Origin of the sequence: Nostoc sp., from assembly GCF_036917675.1 — a bacterium.
In the GTDB taxonomy this organism is placed as follows: Bacteria; Cyanobacteriota; Cyanobacteriia; order Cyanobacteriales; family Nostocaceae; genus Nostoc.
The window spans coordinates 219,215-241,181 of the sequence record NZ_JBALCT010000016.1 but is presented as its reverse complement, the minus strand read 5'-3'; the positions used below and the strand labels follow the sequence as shown (position 1 = coordinate 241,181).

Here is a 21,967-nt window from a genome sequence, read left to right as displayed (position 1 = left end):
TCAATGACTGTTGAAGTTTTGGATGACTACCCCGAACCGATTACTAGTGCCCAACGAGCCTATCAAGCTTCCCTAAAGTTGGGTAGCACAAAGGGAGCAGACCGGAGTCGTGCAGTACTGGCGATGGCACAAGCCCTTGAGCGGTCATTTGACGACATTCTAGAAGCCAACACCTTGGATTTAGAAGCCAGTCGGGAAATGGCAGTGCCAGAGTTGATATTGGACTGGCTGAAGCTGACTCCCACAAGGCTAGAGATGACAGTAGACATCTTACAACGGTTGGGAGAATTATCAGATCCGCTGCGGCGCGTCAGAACGGCTGATTATCAACTGGAAGATTCCCAAAGTTACACCCAATTAATGCCCTTGGGAGTGATTGGATTTATTTATGAAGCGTTTCCCGATTTAGGAGCGATCGCAGCGGGTTTTTGTATCAAAACTGGCAATTGTCTAATTCTCAAAGGCAGTACTGAAACTAGCCATTCTAACGCGGCGATCGCTGAGGTACTGCAAAATGCGATCGCCCAAGTTGGACTACCACCAGGTTGTGTAGAACTGATCACAGCAGAACACGGTGCTTCGATTCGTGATTTAGTTACCCAAGACCAGTACGTGAATCTAGTGATTCCCTACGGACGTTCTAGCTTAGTGCAGCAAGTAGTACGACAGTCAACTTGCCCAGTTTTAAAGTCAGCGATGGGTAACTGTTATCTCTACTGGTCGCCGAATAGCAGCTTAGAAATGGTGCGTTGGATGATTCTTGATAGCCATCAGAGCGAACCAGATCAAGTTAATGCCATTGAAAAGGTACTCATTCATCGCCAAGCCTTGCCATCATCAATAGCCGTTCTGTGGAACAGCTTGATGGAAAAAGGCTTTGAAATTAAAGGGGATGCAGAACTAGTAAAAGCCTTTCCCCAATTGCAGCTGGTGAAGGAAGGCGAATGGGGAAACCCTTATTTAACTAGGACAGTAGCTTTTAAACTGGTGGATAGCTTAGAGATTGCGATCGCCTGGATTAATGAATACAGCAGTAGTCATGCCGACTCCATCGTTACTGAATCCTACCAGGAAAGTCGGCAGTTTGCTTTAGGAGTTAACAGTGCTTCTACCTACATCAACACTTCCCCGCGTTTTTCCCGCAACCCCTCGCGGGGAGATTCAGTATTTCTCGGTATGTCTAACCAAAAAGGTCATCGTCGGGGATTTATCAGCCTGGAAACCTTGACCACTGTCAAGCACATTGTTCAGGGAAATGGCAGGTTTTAAATAATTCGTAATTCGTAATTCAAAGAGGGTTTGACAAAAGTTTCTCTAGCGGCAGTTCTGTTTCAGTTGCGTTGACAACCAAACACTTAAACCTCTCTGTCGTTTTTCTCTTCTTAACAAATGAGCGATCGCGCTGGAATGTGATTGCTTAACAGACCATCTTTGCCCAGTAAAATTTTAATGGTGGTCCAGATCCAGGTGTCTTCAATATGGCTCAGTGCGACGGCTACGTGGTTCCACGTAAACGGCTTCTGAGTTTCTAAAACGGCAAGGGAAAAACTATGAATAAAAGTTGGGTTTTGGCAGTTCATCATTTAACGCCCAGTTTCCTATGTCTTGGATTTTGTAATCTACTGGATCGTGGAGAGTGAACGTGCGGAGATTACGCCAATAACGGTCAAAGCCATATTTTGCATTAGTAGCGCGTGCGCCCATAACTTCAAAGATCCGGTTGGTAATGTCTAAACCAACTCTAGTGGCCACGACTTTAGCAGTAGCGACACTGAGCGCACATTCTCCCCGTTGTTCTGCGGTAAGTGACCATTCCCGGTTCCAAGCTGCTTGTAGTAATTCTCCTGCTTGCTGAGTTAGATACACGGCTGCTTGGAGATCAACCCATATTTTGCCATAGTGCTGGAGGATGTAAGGATCTTTGGTTGCACTTTCTACACCTGATGTCAGCCAAAGTTTTGTATTCGTGCAAGTATATCTTTTAGCAGCTTCAAATGCTCCCTGTGCAATTCCCAGGTAGATATTAGCAAGATTCAATTGAGTTAAGCAGGCGCGAATAGTGGCGAAGGGTTGACTTTCTTTGTCTCTACTACTAAGAATTTCGTCAGGATATACCAACACATTGTCAAAAGTAACACTACCACTGTCTGTTTGACGTTGCCCCATATTATCCCAATCATCATGAACAGTAACGCCTTGCCGTTGGGTGGGAATTGCCAAAATACTCAATTCACCAGTTTCTTGATGAGTGGCAGCGATCGGCAATATATCCGAATCTTGAGAGCCAGAGCAAAAGCTTTTAATCCCGTTGAGCCGGAAATAATCATTTTCCGGTGTCAGAGTAGTTCTTTTATCTAAAGGGTTGAGGGCATTGCACCAAAACCAATTGTTGTGAATAGTTTCTGAGTAATATCGCTGTTTTTGCTGTGTGGAACCAAAGATATGAGGAATTACTACACCTAGATGGTGATAAGAAAAGACGTGAGCAATGGAGCTATCAACTTTGGCAAACTCGCGGGTAATTTGCAAGACGGTAATCCAGTTTTGTCCTAAACCACCGTATTCTGTGGGTACGATCAATTTAAGCAAGTTGCTTTGGCGTAAGCGATCGCGTTCATGCTTTGGTGTTCCCCCTTTTGCATCCCGTGCCACAGCAGTCTGGGCAAATTCCTTTGCTAAATACTTAGCTAGATCAAGATAATTTTGAGACTCTTTAGTTTCGATTAATTGCATCCCTTGCAACTTCTCCTGTTAACCCTATTGTGAGGAGCAACTATAAATTTTGCTGGCAAAACTTTAAATCTACAGTATTTTGATAAAATTACCGTATCATATATTTATGATTGCACAATCTAACGAATAAGGCAAGTTGAAATCAAAATAATTTTGCTAAAGCTATGGGTTATTAGTATAATCTCAAAAAATAGTTAATTGAGAGTCAAGCAAAAAACAACTTTTGAGAATAAATTTTCTCACCTACTTGTTTTTCAGGACTATATATGCAATATTATTAACTTAAATCTAATAATCTACTTTAACTTGATAGTTCTATAGTAGTTTAAAATTAATTGGCGATAAACTCAGATTATTCTGTAAAACTGCAATGTATTTTTTACAGATAGATAGACATTCTCTTAGCAAATAGACCAACTTGTGCGGGGATTCTATTTGTGTGAAAAAAAGTCTTTTCTATACTTAAATATGCAGATGAAAACGCCAGAGATTCGCTGATACATCTGGTTATCTCTGGAAGTGTAGTGATATTAGTGAAAACTTTCGAGCGTTAAAATAATTCAACATTTTTCAGGGCTAGTCATGAATTTTTAGCTTGACAAGTCATTGAAATGTCTGATGGCTTTCACTAAATTTTTCAAACCAAAAATGTGAGGGGAGTGATAGAAATGTTCAATCGTTCATTTCATAATTTATTCATGGAATCGATGATTGTGGGGGCTACTTTGCTAGCTGGCACATCAGCTTATGCTGAAGACGGGAATTTAGTAGCTGTGACTCCAACAAATATACCAACTGCGACGGGCGTTCCGCCCCACTTCGCTAACGCTAATTTCGGGGATAATTCCTTGCAAACAACCATCGTACAAACACCTAAAATTCCTGCAATCAATAGTGGTGCAAGTGTTCCACAGACAAACAGTATGTCTCAGGTAACATCTGTATCTCAGTTTTCAGATGTGCAGCCAACTGATTGGGCGCTTCTTGCACTCCAGTCTTTAGTTGAGCGTTATGGATGTATTGCGGGCTATCCAAATAGCACTTATCGGGGAAACCGTGCCATCACTCGCTATGAATTTGCAGCCGGCTTAAATGCTTGTTTATCTCGGATAAACGAGCTGATTGGAACAGCTACATCTGACTTAGTTACTAAAGAAGACTTAACTACCCTACAAAGACTGCAAGCAGAATTTGCCACTGAACTAGCAACTCTAAGGGGTCGAGTTGATAATTTAGAAGGTCGGACTGCGGAACTAGAAGCCAATCAGTTTTCTACAACAACAAAGCTTTCTGCGGAAGCTATCTTTGTAATTACGAATGCCTTCCAAGGCTCAGTTAATGGTGATAACACAGTTTTTCAAGATAGAGTTCGCCTCGTTTTCAAAACTAGCTTTACAGGTAAAGACACTCTAAATACTCGTCTAACTACTGGAAACACTACTATTTTGCAGCTTCCTGGTGGTTCAGCCGAAGCTTTGCAAACCTTCAATCTTGCTCCTAGTAACAACAACCTGTCCGTAGATTGGCTCTCTTACTATTTCCCCGTTGGCAACAAAATCGATGCTTATATAGGAGCCGTGAACGGAGTACTTTATGATTTTGTTCCGACTCTGAGTCCCTATCTCGATAGTGGCTCAGGAGGTGGTCGTGCTTTGACAGAATTTGCTTCCTCTAGTCCTATCTACCGTATTGGTGGTGGTGCAGGTGGGGGATTCAATTATCGATTCAGTGACCAATTGGTATTGAGCTTGGGTTACTTAGCAGGAGATCATGCCAGTCCTCAGCCAGACAGTGGTTTTTTTAATGGTCAATATAGCGCATTTGGACAAATAGCATGGAACCCTAACAAGAACTCTGGCATTGGTTTGACCTATGTAAATGCCTACCAAAATCGAGGAGGAATATTTGACCTGGGTAGTGGTTTTACACTTGTCGGAACAAAACAAGCCAATACTCCATTTGAGCGGACGATTACTAACTCCTACGGAGTAGAAGCTTTTTACAAATTCAGTCCTAAAATTACAGTCAATAGCTTCTTTGGCTACACTAACGCCAAAAATCTGACAGGTAGTGGTAGTGCAGATATTTGGTACTATGCTCTGGGATTGGCATTTCCAGATTTAGGTAAAGAAGGCAACCTTGGTGGTATTGTTGTGGGTGCAGAACCATATCGGGGTGGTAATCCAGCACCTGCAAACGATTTATCCTTACATATTGAAGGCTTTTACAAGTATCAGTTTACAGATAACATTGCCATCACCCCTGGCGTAATTTGGATAACGGCTCCTGGTCAAAACGATGACAATCAAGATGCAGTAATTGGCACTGTGAGGACAACTTTCACCTTTTAGATAATCAGCAAAGGTGCAAAGAACAATTCATAGATAAATTTAGCTGAATTTATCTATGAAATTCTAAAATTGAGTGTTGAAAACCTGACGGGACGACACCAGTCGCTCATAAAACCTGAGTTCGACGTAAGAAAAAGTCTGATAACTAGACAGAGTAGAGCTTATAGCAATACAAGTCCATTTAAGTTTATATCAATAAGCTCCGATAAATGAGAATATATGTATTGATGCCTATATAACGCGGTGTGCAACTTTCTCTCAAAGCTAACCCCCAGCCCCTTAAGAGGTAGCGTTGGGGAGCTAGAATCAAAGCCTCTCGACCTTTCGGGGAGAGGAATGGAAGTGGGGTTTTAACAATAAGTCGCACATCGCGTTATATATTCCGTGAGCAACTTGAAACCACTCGACCCAGTTAATCTCTGCTGATCAATCCGAAAAGCTACAACCCGCATTCTGGCGTTGACTAGTAAAACCTTTCAAGCTTTATTACAACAGTATAAGTACATAGATTATTGTATTTCTTCTATAAAGATGCTTGGTAAATAGTTGTAATTTCTTGGACATCAAAGTACTTTATAAATACTGAAATACCAAAGATTGCTTCCCAGCTACGACTTCTTGTTACCCTATTTTCTGGCTGGAGTGAAAAGCAAACTTTCAATGCTGGGTGCAAGATTTGGAATTTCAAAAATTGTAGTAACTCGCACATTAACTCTACAGGAAGTATTTCGTGAATAGAAGGTACAAATTAGCACTAGCAACTGCTAGCATTGCTTTGGCTTTTGGTGTAATCCCAGCTAAACCAGCACAAGCTGCCACACTTAGTGGTCCGATTTACATCGATGCTGCTGCCAGCTTAACCGACACCCTACCCCTGGTTGAGGCACTTTACCAGAAAAGCAACCCCAACGTCACCTTTATCAATAACTTTGGGGCTTCTGGCACTCTCGCTAATCAAATCCTAATGGGAACAAATCCAAATTTACCAGTAGATATCTTCTTCTCAGTATCCCAAGCACCGTTAGATAGTCTGCAATCTGCCAACAAACTAATAGAAGGAACCAGGGAAGACATACTAAACAACACCTTGGCTATAATCACGCCGATAAATTCAACCATATCTATATCAAGCGTTCAAGACCTATTAAATGTGCGTCAAGTGGCTATTGGTAATCCTGCGTTTGTTCCAGCAGGAGTATTCGCCCAGGAATTATTTACCAATTCCGGGATATCGCAGCAAATCCAACCCAAACTTGTCTTGGGCATCAATGTGCGTGATGTACTAAATAAAGTGTCAACCGACACCACTGATACTATAGATGCGGGCGTTGTTTACACCACAGATGCTCTAACAGCACTTGATAAAGTCAAAATTGCATACACTCCGCCTATCAACGCTTACTCTCCGATTGTTTATGGCTCTGCTGTACTCCAACAAACTCAAAACCTAGACGCAGCTAAGGACTTCAACTCCTTTCTACGCACCTCTCAAGCGTTACCTGTGTTTCAGGCATCTGGATTCTCGGCTATCCCCGAACCCATGACTACTGGTGGCTCAATAGCAGCTGGTATAGTCGGCCTGATGATGAAGCGAAAGCTAAAGGTAAAGGCAAAAGCCAAAGCCAAAGCAGCAGTGAATTAAAGCTTTTTAGCTGTATTCTCAATCAAAATTGAACTCACAACTGCAAAGGGCAATCAACCCAGGTATAATTCTGACTTTTCACGGGATGTGAAAAGTCAGAATTACTTTGGAAGCACCGGGGCAACTGTTCGGCATGAGGACAGTAAGAAATTATGTTCCCTTTCAAAGAGTGATTACCTTTAGCACTGTCCCTTGGATAATCTCCCCAGAGTCGTCTGTATGAAGTAGTGATAATGATTGTTGTCGGTTGCTATTTTTAGATAGTGCAAAGTTTTGCATTAATTCAAGAAACTAGATTAGTGCAACAGCTTAGGCGGCGAACTGTCCGAATTATTCAGCTTTTGAGCAGTCTAGAAAATAGCGATCGCTTCCTTTATTTTCAGATCCAGGAAAAAGTGAGTCGAACAGACTGCTCTATTTATTTACTAAGAGGATGTTTGAAAAGTCGTAAAGTATACTAGAAAGCCCTCTCCAAACCTCTCCCCCACAGGGAGAGAGGCTTTGAAACCCCCATTCCCTGGTAGGGAAGGGGGCTAGGGGGGTTAGGTTCTTAATGCTTTGATGTTACCAAAAATACTTTTCAAACATCCTCTAAGAGAGAGCAGAGACAGCAACATCACAACTATTAACGCCCATCACGATTGAGGCTCAGGGGTTGCTGTTCTTCAACTAGTGGCGGCACATCCTGCCAAAGGCTAATTCCGTCGTATAATCCTGGAGCCATTAAGAATACTTGAACCCAAAGGATATTGAACCACCAGTAAAGCCCTTGGATAATATTTTCCTGACCTACCAGAGATACTGTCACTAAGTAAAACAACACCGAAATTATTAAACTAGCAACAGATGCAACGATACCTTTTGTGGGCTGTGATAGCTCTGTGAAAGGCCACATATTGAATTGCCAAACAAATCCTAAACCAACTGTTGTCCAAATAGCTGCAAACGTTGGCCCTGTTGTTGTTGTAAACAAATCCAGTCCTAGCTGTTTGAGGAACAATTCTGTAATCAGAGTCAGTAACAAAACAATACCTGTATGGAGTAACCCCAAACGTGGCATTCCTAGTTCCAATTTGTTCAAAGGCCAACGTTCAAAAAAACTGCCGAATACTGTCGAACAAGGATACCAATACCAAGGAATGTAAAACGGTTGAAGTCCCCACATTTGGGGCAAAAATGTGAGTGCAGGGGCAATAAAGAAGATGGCAAAAAAGATATTGATAAAACCGCTTACTGGATGCCAACTGCGTACTTCCTCACTGGTGACAATTGTGTTGTCAAAGAAGAACAAACTGGCGGCGGCTGCAATGATTGCTGTTTGTCCCCACAAGCCAACGGGTGTATCAGTGAGAATTGCTTTTGCAGAAATTAACTTCCAAGCTTCTCCAGTTATATAAACTAGCGCCAACAGCACTACTAAATTCATTGTTCCTCGTCCAAATCGAGTGGAGGAAAAGCGAGAACCTGGATAGCCGTTGAGGGAAAAACCTAGATGCCACCACCAAACAAAGCATATCGTGATATAAGTCAACTTTGTTCCCACATTTAGCTGAATAATTTGACCAAAGATCAGTTCAAAAATATAGCTAATGACAGCAATTACAGCAATAAAAAGCAGTCCCTTAAATGGCTGGCTTTTCCAAATGCTCCGCCTCTGGGTTGGGTTTGCAACGCTCATAGTATCAACTTAAATAATGTTGAATTGATCAGGGGCAAAGCATTCGGGTAAATATTCCCTCCGAATGCCTCACCGAATTTTAGATTTTCAATTTTGGATTGAAGATTCAAAATTGAAAAAGGTCTGAGAGCAAGCAAATTTATTTGTGGAATCAATCCAAAATCTACGATTCTTTATTCAAGCCACTGCATTAATGCATGGGGTCAATCTAAAATCTAAAATCCCAAATCCAAAATTGATTGACCCCAATAGAGAATGCCACAATTACAGCCAAGGATGGCGTGGGGGGTAGACACCATTGAGGAAGTAGTTACCAACAGCGTAGTATTTCCAACGGACGGGATCGTGGAGTGTGTGAGCGCGAGCATTTCGCCAGTGGCGATTGTAGTTGAATTGCTCCAATGTGGACTTAGTACCTGCTAGTTCAAACAACTTGTTGGTAGCTAGTAATGCTGCTTCGGTAGCAAAGGCTTTGGCTTCCGCAACTGCGATTGATGCTTCCACTACCTTGGGTTCTTCTAAACCTGACTCGTTGGCGATGTCGAGAAACTCACCTGCACGTCGCAGCAATGCTTCAGCAGCGTGAACCTGAATTTGGACATTGCCTAAGTTATAGAGCGTCAGAGGGTCTTCGTATCCTTTTTCTAAATTGCTGTCAACCCAAGGGCGGGTATGGTTGCGGACAAAGTAGATGGTGTCACGAACTGCGGCTTTAGCAATCCCCACATCTACGGCGGCTTGGATGATTTGCGCGATCGCACCCATTGGTGTTGCCCTCTCAAAGGCTAAGTAGTGCGGAATGACGTGTTCTGCCTTAACTTTCACATTTTCGATAATGGTAGTGCCGCTAGCGGTGGTACGCTGTCCGAAGCTCGTCCAATCATCAAGTAGCGTCAATCCTGGGGCATCTCTTTCGACAAATGCCACTACTGTCTTACCATCTTGATTGCTGGCAATGACGGGAACCCAATGTGCTAGTAGTGCCCCAGCAGAGTAATATTTACGTCCATTGAGTACGTAGTCAGAACCATCTGGTTCTAACTTTGTCTGGACATCGGTGACAGACTTAGTGCCAATTTCAGAGAAGGCGTTACCGAACCGCTTGCCTTGTAGAGCCAAATCAAAGAAGAACTTCTTCTGCTCATCTGTACCATCCAAGCGAACTGCTTCCACCATATAGAGGTGGTTTTGGGGAATTTGTCCAAGGCTAGAATCGGCTTCGGAGATGATTTTTATGACTTCTGCCAGGGTGGCACTCGATACAAAAGCCCCACCATACTCTTTCGGGACTGTGATCCCCCACAATCCGCTCTGGGAGAACTTTTCTACTTCCTCAGCAGGTAGACGCCGATTTTGGTCGCGTTCTGAGTCACCTTTGGCAAACTCAGCTGCTAGTTCGTGAGCGATCGCGATCGCTTCTTGGTCATCCTGAATGATATGCGCTTTCTGTTCAGTATTAATTACTGATGTCATAATACAACTCCTTGATTGTGATAAGTATTTAACCAGACAATGATCTAAATACATTGGCTAGTGGAAATTTGTAGGGCTGATTGCCATATGCCAATACACAGATTGAATCTGAGTAAGATTCTTTGAATGAGCAATTTTTTTGTCGAAATGGGCTTAACTATTGAACGACTTCCCAAATAAAGCCCGGATAAATTACACAACTACTTGCAGAAGTCCTTAACTCTCAAGAATCTGCTACACCACAACTAACTCATTAGCCTGACGACGATTAGCTTCTAGTTCGCGCACAATCGGAATTACTGTCCGACCAAATGCAGGCAAATCATCCGAGTAGTGTAAGAAGCCACCGAGAATTAGATCAACTCCGACTTCATAAAATTGGCGAATCTTGTCAGCAACTTGATCGGCAGTACCAATCAAGCCTGAACGGAAGCCATCGTTATACTGCACCAAGTCTTCAAAATTGGAATTCGCCCACATTCCCTGATGCTCACGAGTAGAAGCTCCCGCCTGTTTCACTGCTTCGCCAAATCCTTTCACCGCTTCCACATCCGCTTGGGCAATAATATCGCGCAATACTTCATGGGCTTCTGCTTCCGTATCTCGCACGATGATAAAGGAATTCAGACCAAACTTAATTTTGCGTCCTTCAAGACTCGCTAATGCAGACACTTCTTCAATCTGCTCTTTCACTCCTTCTATGGTGTTGCCGTTCATAAAATACCAATCAGAGACGCGGCCAGCCATGCGTCGGGCTGCTTTCGAGTTACCGCCTTGGAAGATTTCAGGATGAGGTTGGGTAATCGGTTTGGGCTTCACCCAACCACCATTGATGCGATAAAAGTCGCCCTTAAAGTGAAACTCCTCCTCTGTCCACAAACCTTTGAGAACGCGGATAAATTCTTCGGAACGACGATAGCGTTCGTCATGGTCTAACCAGGGTTCACCATAGATGGTGAATTCATCTTTGAACCAGCCGCTAACTACATTTAGTGCAAATCGACCGTTTGACAGAAAATCAATGCTGGCACCGATTTTGGCAACTACTCCCGGATGCCACAATCCAGGGTGAACTGCTGCAATTAGCTTCAACTTCTTGGTGACTGGAGCTAGGGCTGACACGGTTGTAAGTGCCTCTAGCTGGTACTCAGCGCCATAGCTGGCGATAAATCTGGCTTGTGCTAGAGCATATTCAAATCCGACTTCTTCAGCTGTTTGAGCCAGTTGAGCATTGTATTCGTAAGTCCAATCTGTCCGTTGGGGGATTTTACTTACTACTAACCCCCCGCTAACGTTGGGAATCCAGTATGCGAACTTGATATCTACCATAATTGTGCGTTTGTAATTGAAACTGTCTGGTTATTTGTCTAACTTTGCTTGTAATCCAATAAAGCCTAATTTTTCATCACTAACAAATCAGCTAAAACTTGAGCGGGCAAAATCTTAGTCAAAATTGAAAGTTTGAGAGCTGCTGGAAATTACTCTGAGTTTACAAGTAGACAATCTCAGGATCTGATGTTGGTAATATACCATAACTCGACAGTGCTACCGTAGTTTTGAATTTATCACACTTTATTACGATAATTTTTCTGATATCGTGATTCGATTTACTTAAATCGCATTTTTGTATTTCAAAATACAATACAGCCCAATTTTGCTGAGTATTTAATTATTATTTTATATTTGCTAGCTATGGAGATATCTTGCCACCCCATAGCGATCGCTACGCGCGATTAGAAGAGTACATTAATGTAATCAAGGGGCTATGGACAGTTGAAGCCTTTAATTAAGTTGGCAAATTATACCATTGCGGGTGGTATTCTCACAGATAAGCCTACACCAACACCACCCACTTTCATTGCTGGTGAATCAAATTGTGCAATTAATCTAACGGCTGGTGAGGGAGGCTACAGTCGTTTTCACGACAATTTATTGGAAAGCGGCTGCATTTATATGCTACTTAACTTCCAGTTTAAGTTTAGCAGGTAATGACAATTAAAATAGTAATTTTACTGGGTTAAAAAATATTTTTGTAAGTTATGATACTCGATAATTGATGAGTGAATGCTGACATCATCTCATTCTCTTAGACGGCATGGACACCAATGATATCTGAAAGCGTAGGCATCGCCAAATAGAACTCTAACACCGGGAACGTTTACTACCAGAGCGAGAAGTTGAATTGCGTCTTTGGGAAATGGAAATTAACATTTATGCTACCGATGCGGCTTTTCATCAAACTGTGAAGCATCAGCCAGAAGATTCCCAGAAACCTTGGATGAAAAAAGTTATCCTCAGTGGAAAGCTATTTGCTCTTGGTGTGGTAACGCTGGTTGCAATGAGATAGCCTCAGTGGTAGCTGGGTTTATTATTGTTGCTGCACTGGGGTGGATGTCTTACAAATTATTTTTTGAATCAAAAAAAAATCTTTAATAAAGTGTAACTATGATGAGTAAGCAGGTAGTAACTGACAGATTTATCCAAGATTTAGAGCGTGTTGCTCAAGTGCGATCGGAGATTTCTGTGTGTTTGAGCAAAATTGCTGAAACAATTGATAAAGCTGAATTGGCTGGAGACTCTTCATCAGGAAAACTCAGTTTAGAACGAGATATTGAAGATATTACTCTAGCTAGCAAAAACCTCCGTGAAGGTGTATTTCGCCTTTTGGTCTTGGGCGATATGAAACGGGGAAAAAGCACGTTTCTCAACGCCTTAATTGGTGAAAACTTATTACCGAGCGATGTTAACCCTTGTACCGCAGTGTTAACAGTTTTACGCTATGGGCCAGAAAAGAAAGTTACGATTCATTTTAATGATGGTAAAAGTCCGCAACAGCTAGATTTTCAGAGCTTTAAACATAAATATACGATTGATCCGGGTGAAGCTAAAAAACTAGAGCAGGAGAAAAAACAAGCTTTTCCTGATGTTGATTATGCAGTAGTTGAGTATCCTTTAACGCTACTAGAAAAGGGAATTGAAATTGTCGATAGTCCAGGCTTAAATGATACAGAAGCGCGAAACGAATTATCTTTGGGTTATGTAAATAATTGTCATGCAATTCTGTTTGTGATGAGAGCTTCTCAACCTTGTACCTTGGGTGAGCGTCGCTACCTAGAAAATTATATTAAAGGTCGAGGATTGACAGTTTTCTTTTTAGTTAATGCTTGGGATCAGGTGCGGGAATCATTGATTGATCCTGACGATGTAGAGGAATTAAAAGGATCTGAGGAGAGATTACGGCAAGTCTTTAACGCGAATTTAGCAGAATATTGTTCTGTAGAAGGTCAGAATATTTATGACGAACGAGTGTTTGAGCTTTCGTCAATTCAAGCACTCAGACGACGGTTGAAAAATCCTCAAGCTGATTTAGAGGGGACTGGCTTTCCGAAGTTTATGGATTCGCTTAATACTTTTCTTACCAGAGAACGTGCGATCGCAGAACTCCGTCAAGTCAGAACTTTAGCAAGACTTGGCTGCAATCATATCTGCGAAGCAGTTGCTAGACGTATACCATTACTTGACCAAGATGTAAATGAGTTAAAAAAACGAATTGATTCAGTGGAACCAGAGTTTAACAAACTCACAGGTATTCGAGATGAATTTCAAAAAGAAATTATCAATACAAGAGACACTCAAGCAAGAACGATTTCCGAATCTTTTCGCAGCTACGTTTTAAACTTAGGTAATACCTTTGAAAATGATTTCTTACGCTATCAGCCGGAATTAAATTTGTTTGATTTTCTCAGTAGTGGTAAACGAGAAGCATTTAATACCGCACTGCAAAAAGCCTTTGAGCAATACATCACCGACAAATCTGCTGCTTGGACATTAACTGCTGAAAAAGATATCAATGTAGCTTTTAAAGGACTTTCTCGCAGTGCTGCACAATATGGCGCATCTTACAGTCAAGTCACAGACCAAATAACAGAAAAACTGACTGGACAAAACGTTAAAGTAAATACCACTAACACTACTGAAGAAGATAACTCTCCCGGCTGGGCAAAATGGGCAATGGGATTGTTATCACTATCTAAGGGAAATCTTGCTGGTTTCGCACTCGCAGGCGCTGGATTTGATTGGAAAAATATCTTGTTAAACTACTTCACTGTAATTGGTGTTGGCGGGATAATTACAGCAGTTACAGGTATTTTTCTTGGGCCAATTGGGTTTGCGCTACTAGGTTTGGGAGTAGGATTTTTGCAAGCAGATCAAGCGCGTAGAGAGTTAGTTAAAACTGCTAAAAAAGAGTTAGTTAAACATCTACCCCAAGTAGCACATGAGCAATCTCAGGTTGTATACAATGCCGTGAAAGAGTGTTTTGACTCTTACGAAAGAGAAGTAAGTAAGCGGATTAACGATGATATTGTATCTCGTAAATCTGAATTAGATAATCTGCTGAAACAGAAAGAAACCCGCGAAATTAATCGTGAGAGTGAGTTCAAACGTTTAAAAACCTTACAGGAAGATGTAATAGCTCAGGTGCAAAAAATTGAGGCGGCATATAGCAATTTATTAGCTTATTATAGCTAATAAATCTCATTGATATCGTTCCCAGTCTCCAACTGGGAATGCATACTGCGAGGGCTGCTGCCTCCCATAACCATAAGTAGCTAAACGCAAATAAATTAAAGTTTGTAGTAAGGACTTTAGTCCTGATAAATTTTGCTATGAGCAATAAATACCTCACTAAAAACTAGGATTTTATTGTATGTTAATTATGCCTACCTACTTAATAATGTGAGGCGGAGCCTCAATGATCTGCATTCCCAGCTAGAAGCTGGGAACGAGGAAATATGGAACAACAATATGAAAGTTATAGGGATTTAGCAGATTGTCTGAAATCTGCATCTGCGTTACTGAATTTAGAATGCAAATCGCAACTGCATCAAGATATAATTACCATTTGCAATCATCTGGTTAATCCTAGCTTTCGCATTGCGGTATTTGGCCCCTTTAATCATGGCAAATCTACCCTATTAAATGCCATTCTAGGAAATCGCACCTTACCAATTGATTTAATTCCTACCACAGGTGCGGCAATTACTGTCAAGTATGGCTCTGATGTGCGAACTCGCATCATGTTGGTAGATGGTACAGAAATCTCCCGCAGTGGCACAGAAGTTTTACAGCAATTTGCAATTCTTGATGGCAATAGGCAGATGCGAAAAGATGTAGCATCTGTGGAAGTTTTTTGTCCGCATCCGTTCTTAGAAACAGGTGTAGAATTGCTCGATTTACCGGGAACAAATGATAGAGATGAACAAGATAATTTAGTCCGAGAACAACTCTTAAGTGCAGATTTAGTTATCCAATTATTAGATGCACGTAAGTTAATGACTTTAGGTGAACGGGAAAACTTACGAGATTGGCTATTAGATCGCGGTATTAAAACAGTTATATTTGTTGCCAATTTTCTTAATTTACTTGAACCCGACGAGCAAAAACAAGTCCAAAATCGTCTGGTGTTTGTTGCAGAAAGCTTTCGAGCCGAATTGCCTCCAGGTTTTAGTAATTTATATCGCGTTGATGCTTTACCTGCCTTAAGAGCCAGATTAAAAGGCGATGTTGCTGCTGCCAATAGTAGCGGGTTAGCGGCTTTTGAAACAGCTTTGCAAAATATTGTGGGGATTTTGCAACCAAATCGTAGTAGTGTGCGTTTGCCAAGAGTGCAAGCGATCGCTTCTCAAATCCAACACTCATTAAAAGCTAAAATTGACCCGATTGCTATTGAAATAAAATCCTTTGATGATAAACAAAATACTAAAATTGAAATTAAACAAAAAGCAGCCAACTTAATTTATAAAGGTTTTGGTACTAGCGTGGGAGAATTACGTGATTGGCTAGCATTACCCAAGCTACTCACAAAATATCAAGCTGGTGCGGCAGTTGCATTGGCAGAAAATAACTTTAAAGCTTGGCAAACAAATACTCTTAAAAAAGACCTGACTCAGTTACAATTTGCGGCGGTGAAATGGCTTTCTCAAGCTTACGAATTTTTCCAAGAAGAACGATCGCAAGATTTATTAATTCCCTTTCCTAGCGAACCACAAGTAATACTACCCTCAAAGCCAAGTAATACTGATGATTTGAGTGAACCTGGTTCCATCGCTGTTGGTGGTGGTATTGGTTGGTTGTTAGGCGGCCCGGTGGGTGCTGCTGTCGTCGGAAGTATTTCTTATTTGTTAAACAAGAATATCCAGACACAAGACGAACAATTAGCAAAGGAATCTTATCATCAGGAAGTTGCTAAACTTTGTATTAGTGCAGTTGAAGATTATTTATCTGGCTTCAGCAGTCAAGGGTTAGCAATTTTGGCTGAATATGAGCAGAAATCCGAAAAAGTAATTTGCTTTGAATTTAGTCAAGAACCACTAGAAATTACTAATAGACGGGAAAATTTGCAGCAATTACAAAACGCTTTTAATCAGTTGCTACGAGAATTAGAAAAAGTCAAAATACTCTCAAATCATCAAATTTATCAAGAATTACCAAAATACACGAATACTAATAGAAAATATTCGCCACAACCAAAGAGAGTTCAAACTTATTCGCAAAAAGATCCTGGTGTCAAGCAACAACAGGAAAATACTGCTAAGAATAGTGAGATCAGGCTAAAATCTGTTTTTCCACGTCCAGAAGAGGTGGAGGCTAAATTTCGTGATTGGGAACTCAATGAGGAAATAGCGCAAATGAAAGCAGAGATGCGTAGCCCTAATGCTTGTCGTCAGACATCGCCTGGTTCTCAAACTGGCAAACAGCAAAATGCAACTCAAAGTAACAAAGCGCCCAATCAACCAAAAACCCAGACTGAAAAAGATAAGATTACTCACGCTTACAGGATTTTAAGATTGCAAGCAAATGCTTCTTTGGCTGAGGTAAAGCAGGCTTATCGAACTTTAGTAAAACAATGGCATCCAGATTTGTTTGTTGGTAAGCCGCAACTGCAAAAACAAGCACAAGAGAAAATGCACTTACTTAATGAAGCTTACGCAATTTTGAGTGAGAAATGAAAAACGAAAAATGAAAAACAATATACCTGACTTCTCAAAAAAGTCCGGTATCTTTAAATTTCATCCTAATTTCATTTCTGGTTGCAAAGCTAAGAAGTAAATATAGAATTAGGAAACTGTTAGGTGAGACTTATGCAACTGCTATCTTTGAGGAATGGCTTTTTGGCGTTAACCTTTAGTGCGATCGCCTCTGGCGGTGGATTAATTACAGCCTGTACCAATACTGCTTCCCAGAACGAAAGCCAAGCGCCGAATGCAACTGCTACCAATGCTAACGACAAGCAACAGATCAACCACGGTAGTAGCATGAATCACGGCATGGGAATGGATTTAGGCCCAGCCGATGCTAACTTTGATTTACGGTTTATCGATGCTATGATACCGCACCATCAAGGGGCTGTGGAAATGGCTAAAGAAGCGCAGCAGAAATCAAAACGTCCTGAAATCAAAAAACTAGCAGACAATATCATCAAATCGCAAAACCAAGAAATCACTCAGATGAAGCAGTGGCGACAAGCTTGGTATCCCAAGGCGGGAGATAAACCAATGGCTTATAACAGTCAAATGGGTCATAACATGGAGATGTCGTCTGACCAAATGAAAACTATGATGATGAGTCAGAACTTAGGTGCAGCTGATGCTGAATTTGATCTGCGCTTTATCAATGCGATGATTCCTCACCATGAAGGGGCTGTAACAATGGCGCAAGATACCTTAAGTAAGTCTAAGCACCCTGAAATTAAGCAATTAGCCCAAGAAATTATCAAAGCACAAAATACTGAGATTAAACAAATGCAGCAGTGGCGAAAAGCCTGGTACAACCAGTAAACCTAAGTCTCTGGGTATTCGTGACAACTTAAAGTTATGGTTTATTTGTCAATAAGCAATAATAGCTTAAAGGTTTGTTTTGGCTGCGTCATAGTTGTCATAAATACTCATTTCCGGGCTATCCCAATCCTCTGCAAAGGTTGCTAGATGCGATCGCAAAATCTCAGCCTGGGCTTCGTTAATTCCTTGAGAGGGACACCAAGGTAGTTTAAACGTGCAAATTCAGTTAGGTAAAGGTAGCACTTTTACCATTCAATTACCCTTTGATGTCACGCGAATTTCCCAATTTAAGTTGCTGTATCGTCACCAACCTAAATTTAAATAAAATTTTCTTACCAAACTTTACTCATATTCAAAATAAACCCAGGCAATACCAACTCGCCGCTAATACTAGCAGGATTATCTAAACACTCTTCTGACAATCCAGGACGAGAAATATAGACTTTACGCTGCTTACGGTCAATTAACCAGCCTAACTGTATTCCCGGCTCATTCATATATTCCTCCATTTTTTCTTTCAAAGTTTGGAGGTTGTCGCTAGGGGATTTGAGTTCGACTACAAAATCTGGACAAATGGGTGCAAATCTTTTCTGTTGTTCTGCTGACAGAGCATTCCAGCGTTCTAGTTTAATCCAGGAAGCATCTGGAGAGCGTTCTGCACCTGTTGATAACTTAAATCCGGTACTAGAACTAAAAGTTATACCTGTACTATCTTGTTCCGACCAAACCCATAACTGTCCTGAGATGTTACCTTCTCGGTTTCCTGTCTCTGAATCAGTAGGAGGCATAATTACCAATTCTCCAAATTTATTGCGCTCAATGCGTAAGTCACGATTCACCTGACAAAACTCAAAAAATTGTTCGTCTGTCATTTGCATTGATGACGGAATTTGCAAAACCAAAGGAGATGAGAACATCGGGATTTCCTCCAGCTTCAGATGCCTAGCTCACTGACTATATTCTCAGGCAAAAAGACAAACAAAAGACAAAGACGCAAAATTATAACTTTGCGCCTTTGCTTTTTTATCCGAAATCATTTTCAGATTTACTTGTTAGGCTGAGGAGTTAACCGCAGATAGGGTTTAACTTCCTTGTAGCCTTTGGGGAATTTCTCTTTGAGTACTTCTGGATCTTTCAGTGAGGGGACAATTACAACATCCTCTCCATCTTTCCAGTCAGCTGGTGTCGCCACGCTGTAGTTATCAGTCAATTGCAGAGAATCAATCACCCGCAAAAGTTCATCAAAATTGCGTCCCGTGCTGGGGGGATATGTGAAAGTGAGACGGAGTTTCTTGTTGGGGTCAATCACGAAAACCGATCGCACTGTCACAGCCGCATTAGCATTTGGGTGGATCATGTCGTAAAGGTCAGAAACTTTGCGATCGGCATCTGCCAAAATTGGGTAGTTGAGGGTGGTGCTTTGAGTTTCTTCAATGTCTCCCACCCAGCCTTTGTGGGATTCAACGTTATCAACACTAAGTGCGATCGCTTTGACATTGCGCTTGTCAAATTCTGGTTTGAGCTTGGCAACTGTGCCGAGTTCTGTTGTACAAACAGGTGTAAAATCAGCAGGGTGAGAGAACAGCACAACCCAGCTGTCACCTGCCCATTGGTAAAAATCGATGTCGCCGTGTGTTGAGGCTTGCGTAAAGTTGGGTACTGTGTCACCTAGACGGAGAGCCATGTGAGATTACCTGTAGTTAGAAAGGCATATATATTCTAGTATCCCATCATGGCATAAAACCCCATTTCCCAATCGGAGTTTAGCGGTTTTAAAGAAAATTTTAGGTTGTCAACACTCTCAGATAAGGGACGTGAGAGAGGTAAAATCTATTGACTAAAATACACATATATGACCTAAATTATTATGTTTTCCCTACAAATTTTTCTTTAGAATGTTGCACTGGATTCGCACGGGAGAAGATTCAGAAGGTTCACTCAGTTTATTTTTATCAGCGCATTTATTGCAGTACGGGATTTTTTGTATTCTCTGCGTTGTCACCTTAAGTAGTGTGGCATTGATATTTGGCACTTGGATGCTGAACTACATGAATTTTTATGTTGCAGAATTGGTGAAAGTTAGTGCTAAACCAAGGTTTAGCAGCCATTTTAGGGTGGTATCCTTGGTCACTTTTGCGGATAATCGGGTTTATCCCCACTGGGGTAGCTTTAGCTGCATTAGGATTAAATCTAATAACTCGCATCAGAGGCGAAGTTCCTAAATCTCCCTTTCCTAAAACTTATATGTTAATTGGGATTGCTTTTGTGATTGCGGATATCGTTGTCAAAGCAGTTATAGCCCCTATTTGGCAAAAACTGCTATTGTCTGCGTTGGATTAAATTCATTTATTTGCCAGAATTTTTTGGTAGGCTTGGATTGTTTGATTTGCGATCGCATCCCAGCTAAAACAGCCGCATTAGCATTGGGGTGGATCATGTCGTAAAGGTCAGAAACCTTGCGATCCGCATCCGCCAAAATTGGGTAGTTAAGGGTGGTGCTTTGAGTTTCTTCGATGTCTCCTACCCAGACGTTGTGGGATTCAACGCTATCAATGCTAAGTGCGATCGCTTTGACATTGCGCTTGTCAAATTTCTTAACCAAAATTTTTACCCACCTTGAAAGGGTTAATAATTATGACTTACGCACTGTACAAATTAATCATAATATGTATTACGCAAAATGACCCTTTCAAGCGCTGAACATAACCCTAATTTGGTCGCATATTGACTCCCTTAAAAGTAAATAATTTTACTGGAGTATTTGATGAAGTCTTAAACAATTTATGTTTAAGACTTTATTTATAGTCCGAGTTTATCAAATTTGTGTAAAAAGATTACTGAATCTCTGAAGAATAGATTGATGCTACTGTTCACCAAGGTTAAACTAGTAATAATATGAACAGGAAGTCTTTTTGTCCTGAGAACTGGAATGACCGCTAATAGTTTATCAATTAGTCAGAAATATCCGCATTTGGTTACGTCTCAATCTAGACCGCAAAATGTGCAAATTGCACAAGAAGAGTTTTATAGCTTCTTTGTGGAAATTGTCAAAAAACTGTCACCAGATGAAGTTTTACGGGAGTTCAAAGCTTTATTTATAGACGGTCTTGATTCAGAGGATTCCCATTCTATACCTGTAATATACAGCCTTTTTTTAAATGATAACGAACAGGAGTTCTGTAATACACTTAAGCGTTGTACTTATATAATAATAAACAATTGGACAACCAATAGAAAAAACAAATATATCCAAGAATTAGTTAATTTATTTGCTAATGCGAACCTAAAAGTAAATAACAATAATTTTCCAGCCATAATTAACTGTAAAAGCTGGCTAGGGAATTTCATAAACAGCAAAGACTACCAAGAATTAAAATTATTTGCTGGTAAACATGAGGAATTAACTAAAGGTCATTGGGCTAATCGCTACACTTCTTATTTATTAGTTGATCAATCTGTTAATGAGAATAATTCCAGAGACCAACAAGAGGCTGCCAGAAAGCTTTCTAGACAGATGAAAGACAAATTTAAGTTTGAATTAGCAATGTATATTGCTCGTTCTCAATCTGCCGTCTCAAGCACAACACGCTACACAAATCCCAGTATTTTGGGAGATAATGTTCTGCATTTAATAAAAGCAATTGTTTTAAAAAAAGGTATATTTAGCCATGAGAATATTGCCAATATATTTGTAAAGCAAACTCAAGAGCAAACTCTTGAACAATTTAAAATCAGTATAGAAAAATATCTATTTTTTTCTGTAGATAATCAAAAATTAGTCGAGAGTTTACGGCGACAGTTTGCAGAGAATTTATCATTATGGAAGAAAGATTATAGTCAAGAAATTATCACTAAAGAATTGTTCTTAAGAACCTGTAATCGAGTGATTGATTGTTTGACAACAGAGAATGGGAAAGAACCTTCGTCATTATTTATATTATTGCTTACCCCAGGTCACTCTCTAACATTGGTGATTATACTGCTAAAGACTATTTTGATTTGTAGAAATTCCCGTAGGCATTTAGAAACTAGAATTGCTCATCTGATTCGTTATTACGAAAAATATCCTCAAGAGGAGTGTAAGTGGGTAATCAATTTTATGGAGATTTTTAATATCACGTTTGCAATATATGCGGAAAACGTAGAATATAACTTGATTAAGATGGAAGAAACCCAAAGCAGTAATCCGCAGTTAAATCTGGATGGTTATCGTGTGTTTTCACAGATGAAGGTAGATAGACAAAAATGAGTG

At 40.7% G+C, this 21,967-nt stretch carries 16 protein-coding genes and 1 pseudogene; 10 read left to right on the top strand and 7 right to left on the bottom strand.

Annotated features, from left to right (window positions below):
• Positions 1 to 3: 3 nt before the first annotated feature.
• The gene (locus tag V7K31_RS06145; protein ID WP_335093202.1) at positions 4 to 1,269 is read left to right on the top strand and encodes a glutamate-5-semialdehyde dehydrogenase; all 1,266 of its coding nucleotides are present in this window, start codon (positions 4 to 6) and stop codon (positions 1,267 to 1,269) included.
• Positions 1,270 to 1,548: 279 nt separating this feature from the next.
• Here V7K31_RS06145 and V7K31_RS06140 read toward each other — a convergent pair whose 3' ends face one another.
• On the bottom strand, positions 1,549 to 2,733 hold the full coding sequence (locus V7K31_RS06140; RefSeq protein WP_335093200.1) for an acyl-CoA dehydrogenase family protein: 1,185 nt from the start codon (positions 2,731 to 2,733) through the stop codon (positions 1,549 to 1,551).
• A 668-nt stretch (positions 2,734 to 3,401) separates the two neighbouring features.
• Here V7K31_RS06140 and V7K31_RS06135 point away from each other — a divergent pair.
• Both V7K31_RS06135 and modA read left to right on the top strand, forming a co-directional pair.
• Entirely contained in the window at positions 3,402 to 5,084 is a 1,683-nt protein-coding gene (locus V7K31_RS06135) for an iron uptake porin (RefSeq protein ID WP_335093197.1), read from the top strand.
• Between the two features lie 730 nt (positions 5,085 to 5,814).
• Complete coding sequence (modA, locus tag V7K31_RS06130) at positions 5,815 to 6,726, top strand: molybdate ABC transporter substrate-binding protein (RefSeq protein WP_335093196.1); 912 nt, start codon at positions 5,815 to 5,817, stop codon at positions 6,724 to 6,726.
• Between the two features lie 625 nt (positions 6,727 to 7,351).
• Here the strand turns inward: modA and V7K31_RS06125 are convergent.
• From V7K31_RS06125 to sfnG, 3 genes are all read right to left on the bottom strand, one after another.
• Positions 7,352 to 8,404 carry a hypothetical protein gene (locus V7K31_RS06125; protein WP_335093195.1) on the bottom strand — a complete coding sequence of 351 codons (1,053 nt, stop codon included), beginning with the start codon at positions 8,402 to 8,404 and terminating at the stop codon, positions 7,352 to 7,354.
• Between the two features lie 264 nt (positions 8,405 to 8,668).
• Positions 8,669 to 9,877, bottom strand: a complete 1,209-nt coding sequence (locus tag V7K31_RS06120) for an SfnB family sulfur acquisition oxidoreductase (protein WP_335093194.1) — start codon at positions 9,875 to 9,877, stop codon at positions 8,669 to 8,671.
• A 234-nt stretch (positions 9,878 to 10,111) separates the two neighbouring features.
• Entirely contained in the window at positions 10,112 to 11,206 is a 1,095-nt protein-coding gene (gene sfnG, locus V7K31_RS06115; protein WP_335093193.1) for a dimethylsulfone monooxygenase SfnG, read from the bottom strand.
• 444 nt (positions 11,207 to 11,650) lie between these two features.
• Here sfnG and V7K31_RS06110 point away from each other — a divergent pair, with 444 nt between their 5' ends.
• The 5 genes from V7K31_RS06110 to V7K31_RS06090 all read left to right on the top strand — a co-directional run bounded on the left by V7K31_RS06110 (position 11,651) and on the right by V7K31_RS06090 (position 17,715).
• The gene (locus V7K31_RS06110) at positions 11,651 to 11,866 is read left to right on the top strand and encodes a hypothetical protein (protein ID WP_335093192.1); all 216 of its coding nucleotides are present in this window, start codon (positions 11,651 to 11,653) and stop codon (positions 11,864 to 11,866) included.
• 208 nt (positions 11,867 to 12,074) lie between these two features.
• Positions 12,075 to 12,224, top strand: a complete 150-nt coding sequence (locus V7K31_RS06105; protein WP_335093191.1) for a hypothetical protein — start codon at positions 12,075 to 12,077, stop codon at positions 12,222 to 12,224.
• A gap of 101 nt (positions 12,225 to 12,325) precedes the next feature.
• Positions 12,326 to 14,407 (top strand): dynamin family protein, encoded by a 2,082-nt coding sequence (locus V7K31_RS06100; protein ID WP_335093452.1) that lies wholly within the window; start codon positions 12,326 to 12,328, stop codon positions 14,405 to 14,407.
• A 263-nt stretch (positions 14,408 to 14,670) separates the two neighbouring features.
• Positions 14,671 to 16,887, top strand: coding sequence for a dynamin family protein (locus V7K31_RS06095; protein ID WP_335093190.1), 2,217 nt, complete (start codon positions 14,671 to 14,673; stop codon positions 16,885 to 16,887).
• Between the two features lie 132 nt (positions 16,888 to 17,019).
• Positions 17,020 to 17,715, top strand: coding sequence for a DUF305 domain-containing protein (locus V7K31_RS06090; protein ID WP_335093189.1), 696 nt, complete (start codon positions 17,020 to 17,022; stop codon positions 17,713 to 17,715).
• A 332-nt stretch (positions 17,716 to 18,047) separates the two neighbouring features.
• Here V7K31_RS06090 and V7K31_RS06085 read toward each other — a convergent pair whose 3' ends face one another.
• Entirely contained in the window at positions 18,048 to 18,632 is a 585-nt protein-coding gene (locus tag V7K31_RS06085; RefSeq protein ID WP_335093187.1) for a Uma2 family endonuclease, read from the bottom strand.
• Between the two features lie 128 nt (positions 18,633 to 18,760).
• Positions 18,761 to 19,399 carry a peroxiredoxin gene (locus tag V7K31_RS06080; protein WP_334950910.1) on the bottom strand — a complete coding sequence of 213 codons (639 nt, stop codon included), beginning with the start codon at positions 19,397 to 19,399 and terminating at the stop codon, positions 18,761 to 18,763.
• 398 nt (positions 19,400 to 19,797) lie between these two features.
• On the opposite strand from V7K31_RS06080, the gene V7K31_RS06075 reads away from it, so the two are divergent.
• On the top strand, positions 19,798 to 20,055 hold the full coding sequence (locus V7K31_RS06075; protein WP_335093186.1) for a hypothetical protein: 258 nt from the start codon (positions 19,798 to 19,800) through the stop codon (positions 20,053 to 20,055).
• Positions 20,056 to 20,122: 67 nt separating this feature from the next.
• On the opposite strand, the pseudogene V7K31_RS06070 reads toward V7K31_RS06075, so the two are convergent.
• Positions 20,123 to 20,317, bottom strand: a pseudogene (locus tag V7K31_RS06070) (redoxin domain-containing protein); the annotation flags it as partial.
• Between the two features lie 327 nt (positions 20,318 to 20,644).
• On the opposite strand from V7K31_RS06070, the gene V7K31_RS06065 reads away from it, so the two are divergent.
• The gene (locus V7K31_RS06065; RefSeq protein WP_335093185.1) at positions 20,645 to 21,964 is read left to right on the top strand and encodes a hypothetical protein; all 1,320 of its coding nucleotides are present in this window, start codon (positions 20,645 to 20,647) and stop codon (positions 21,962 to 21,964) included.
• Positions 21,965 to 21,967 lie beyond the last annotated feature (3 nt).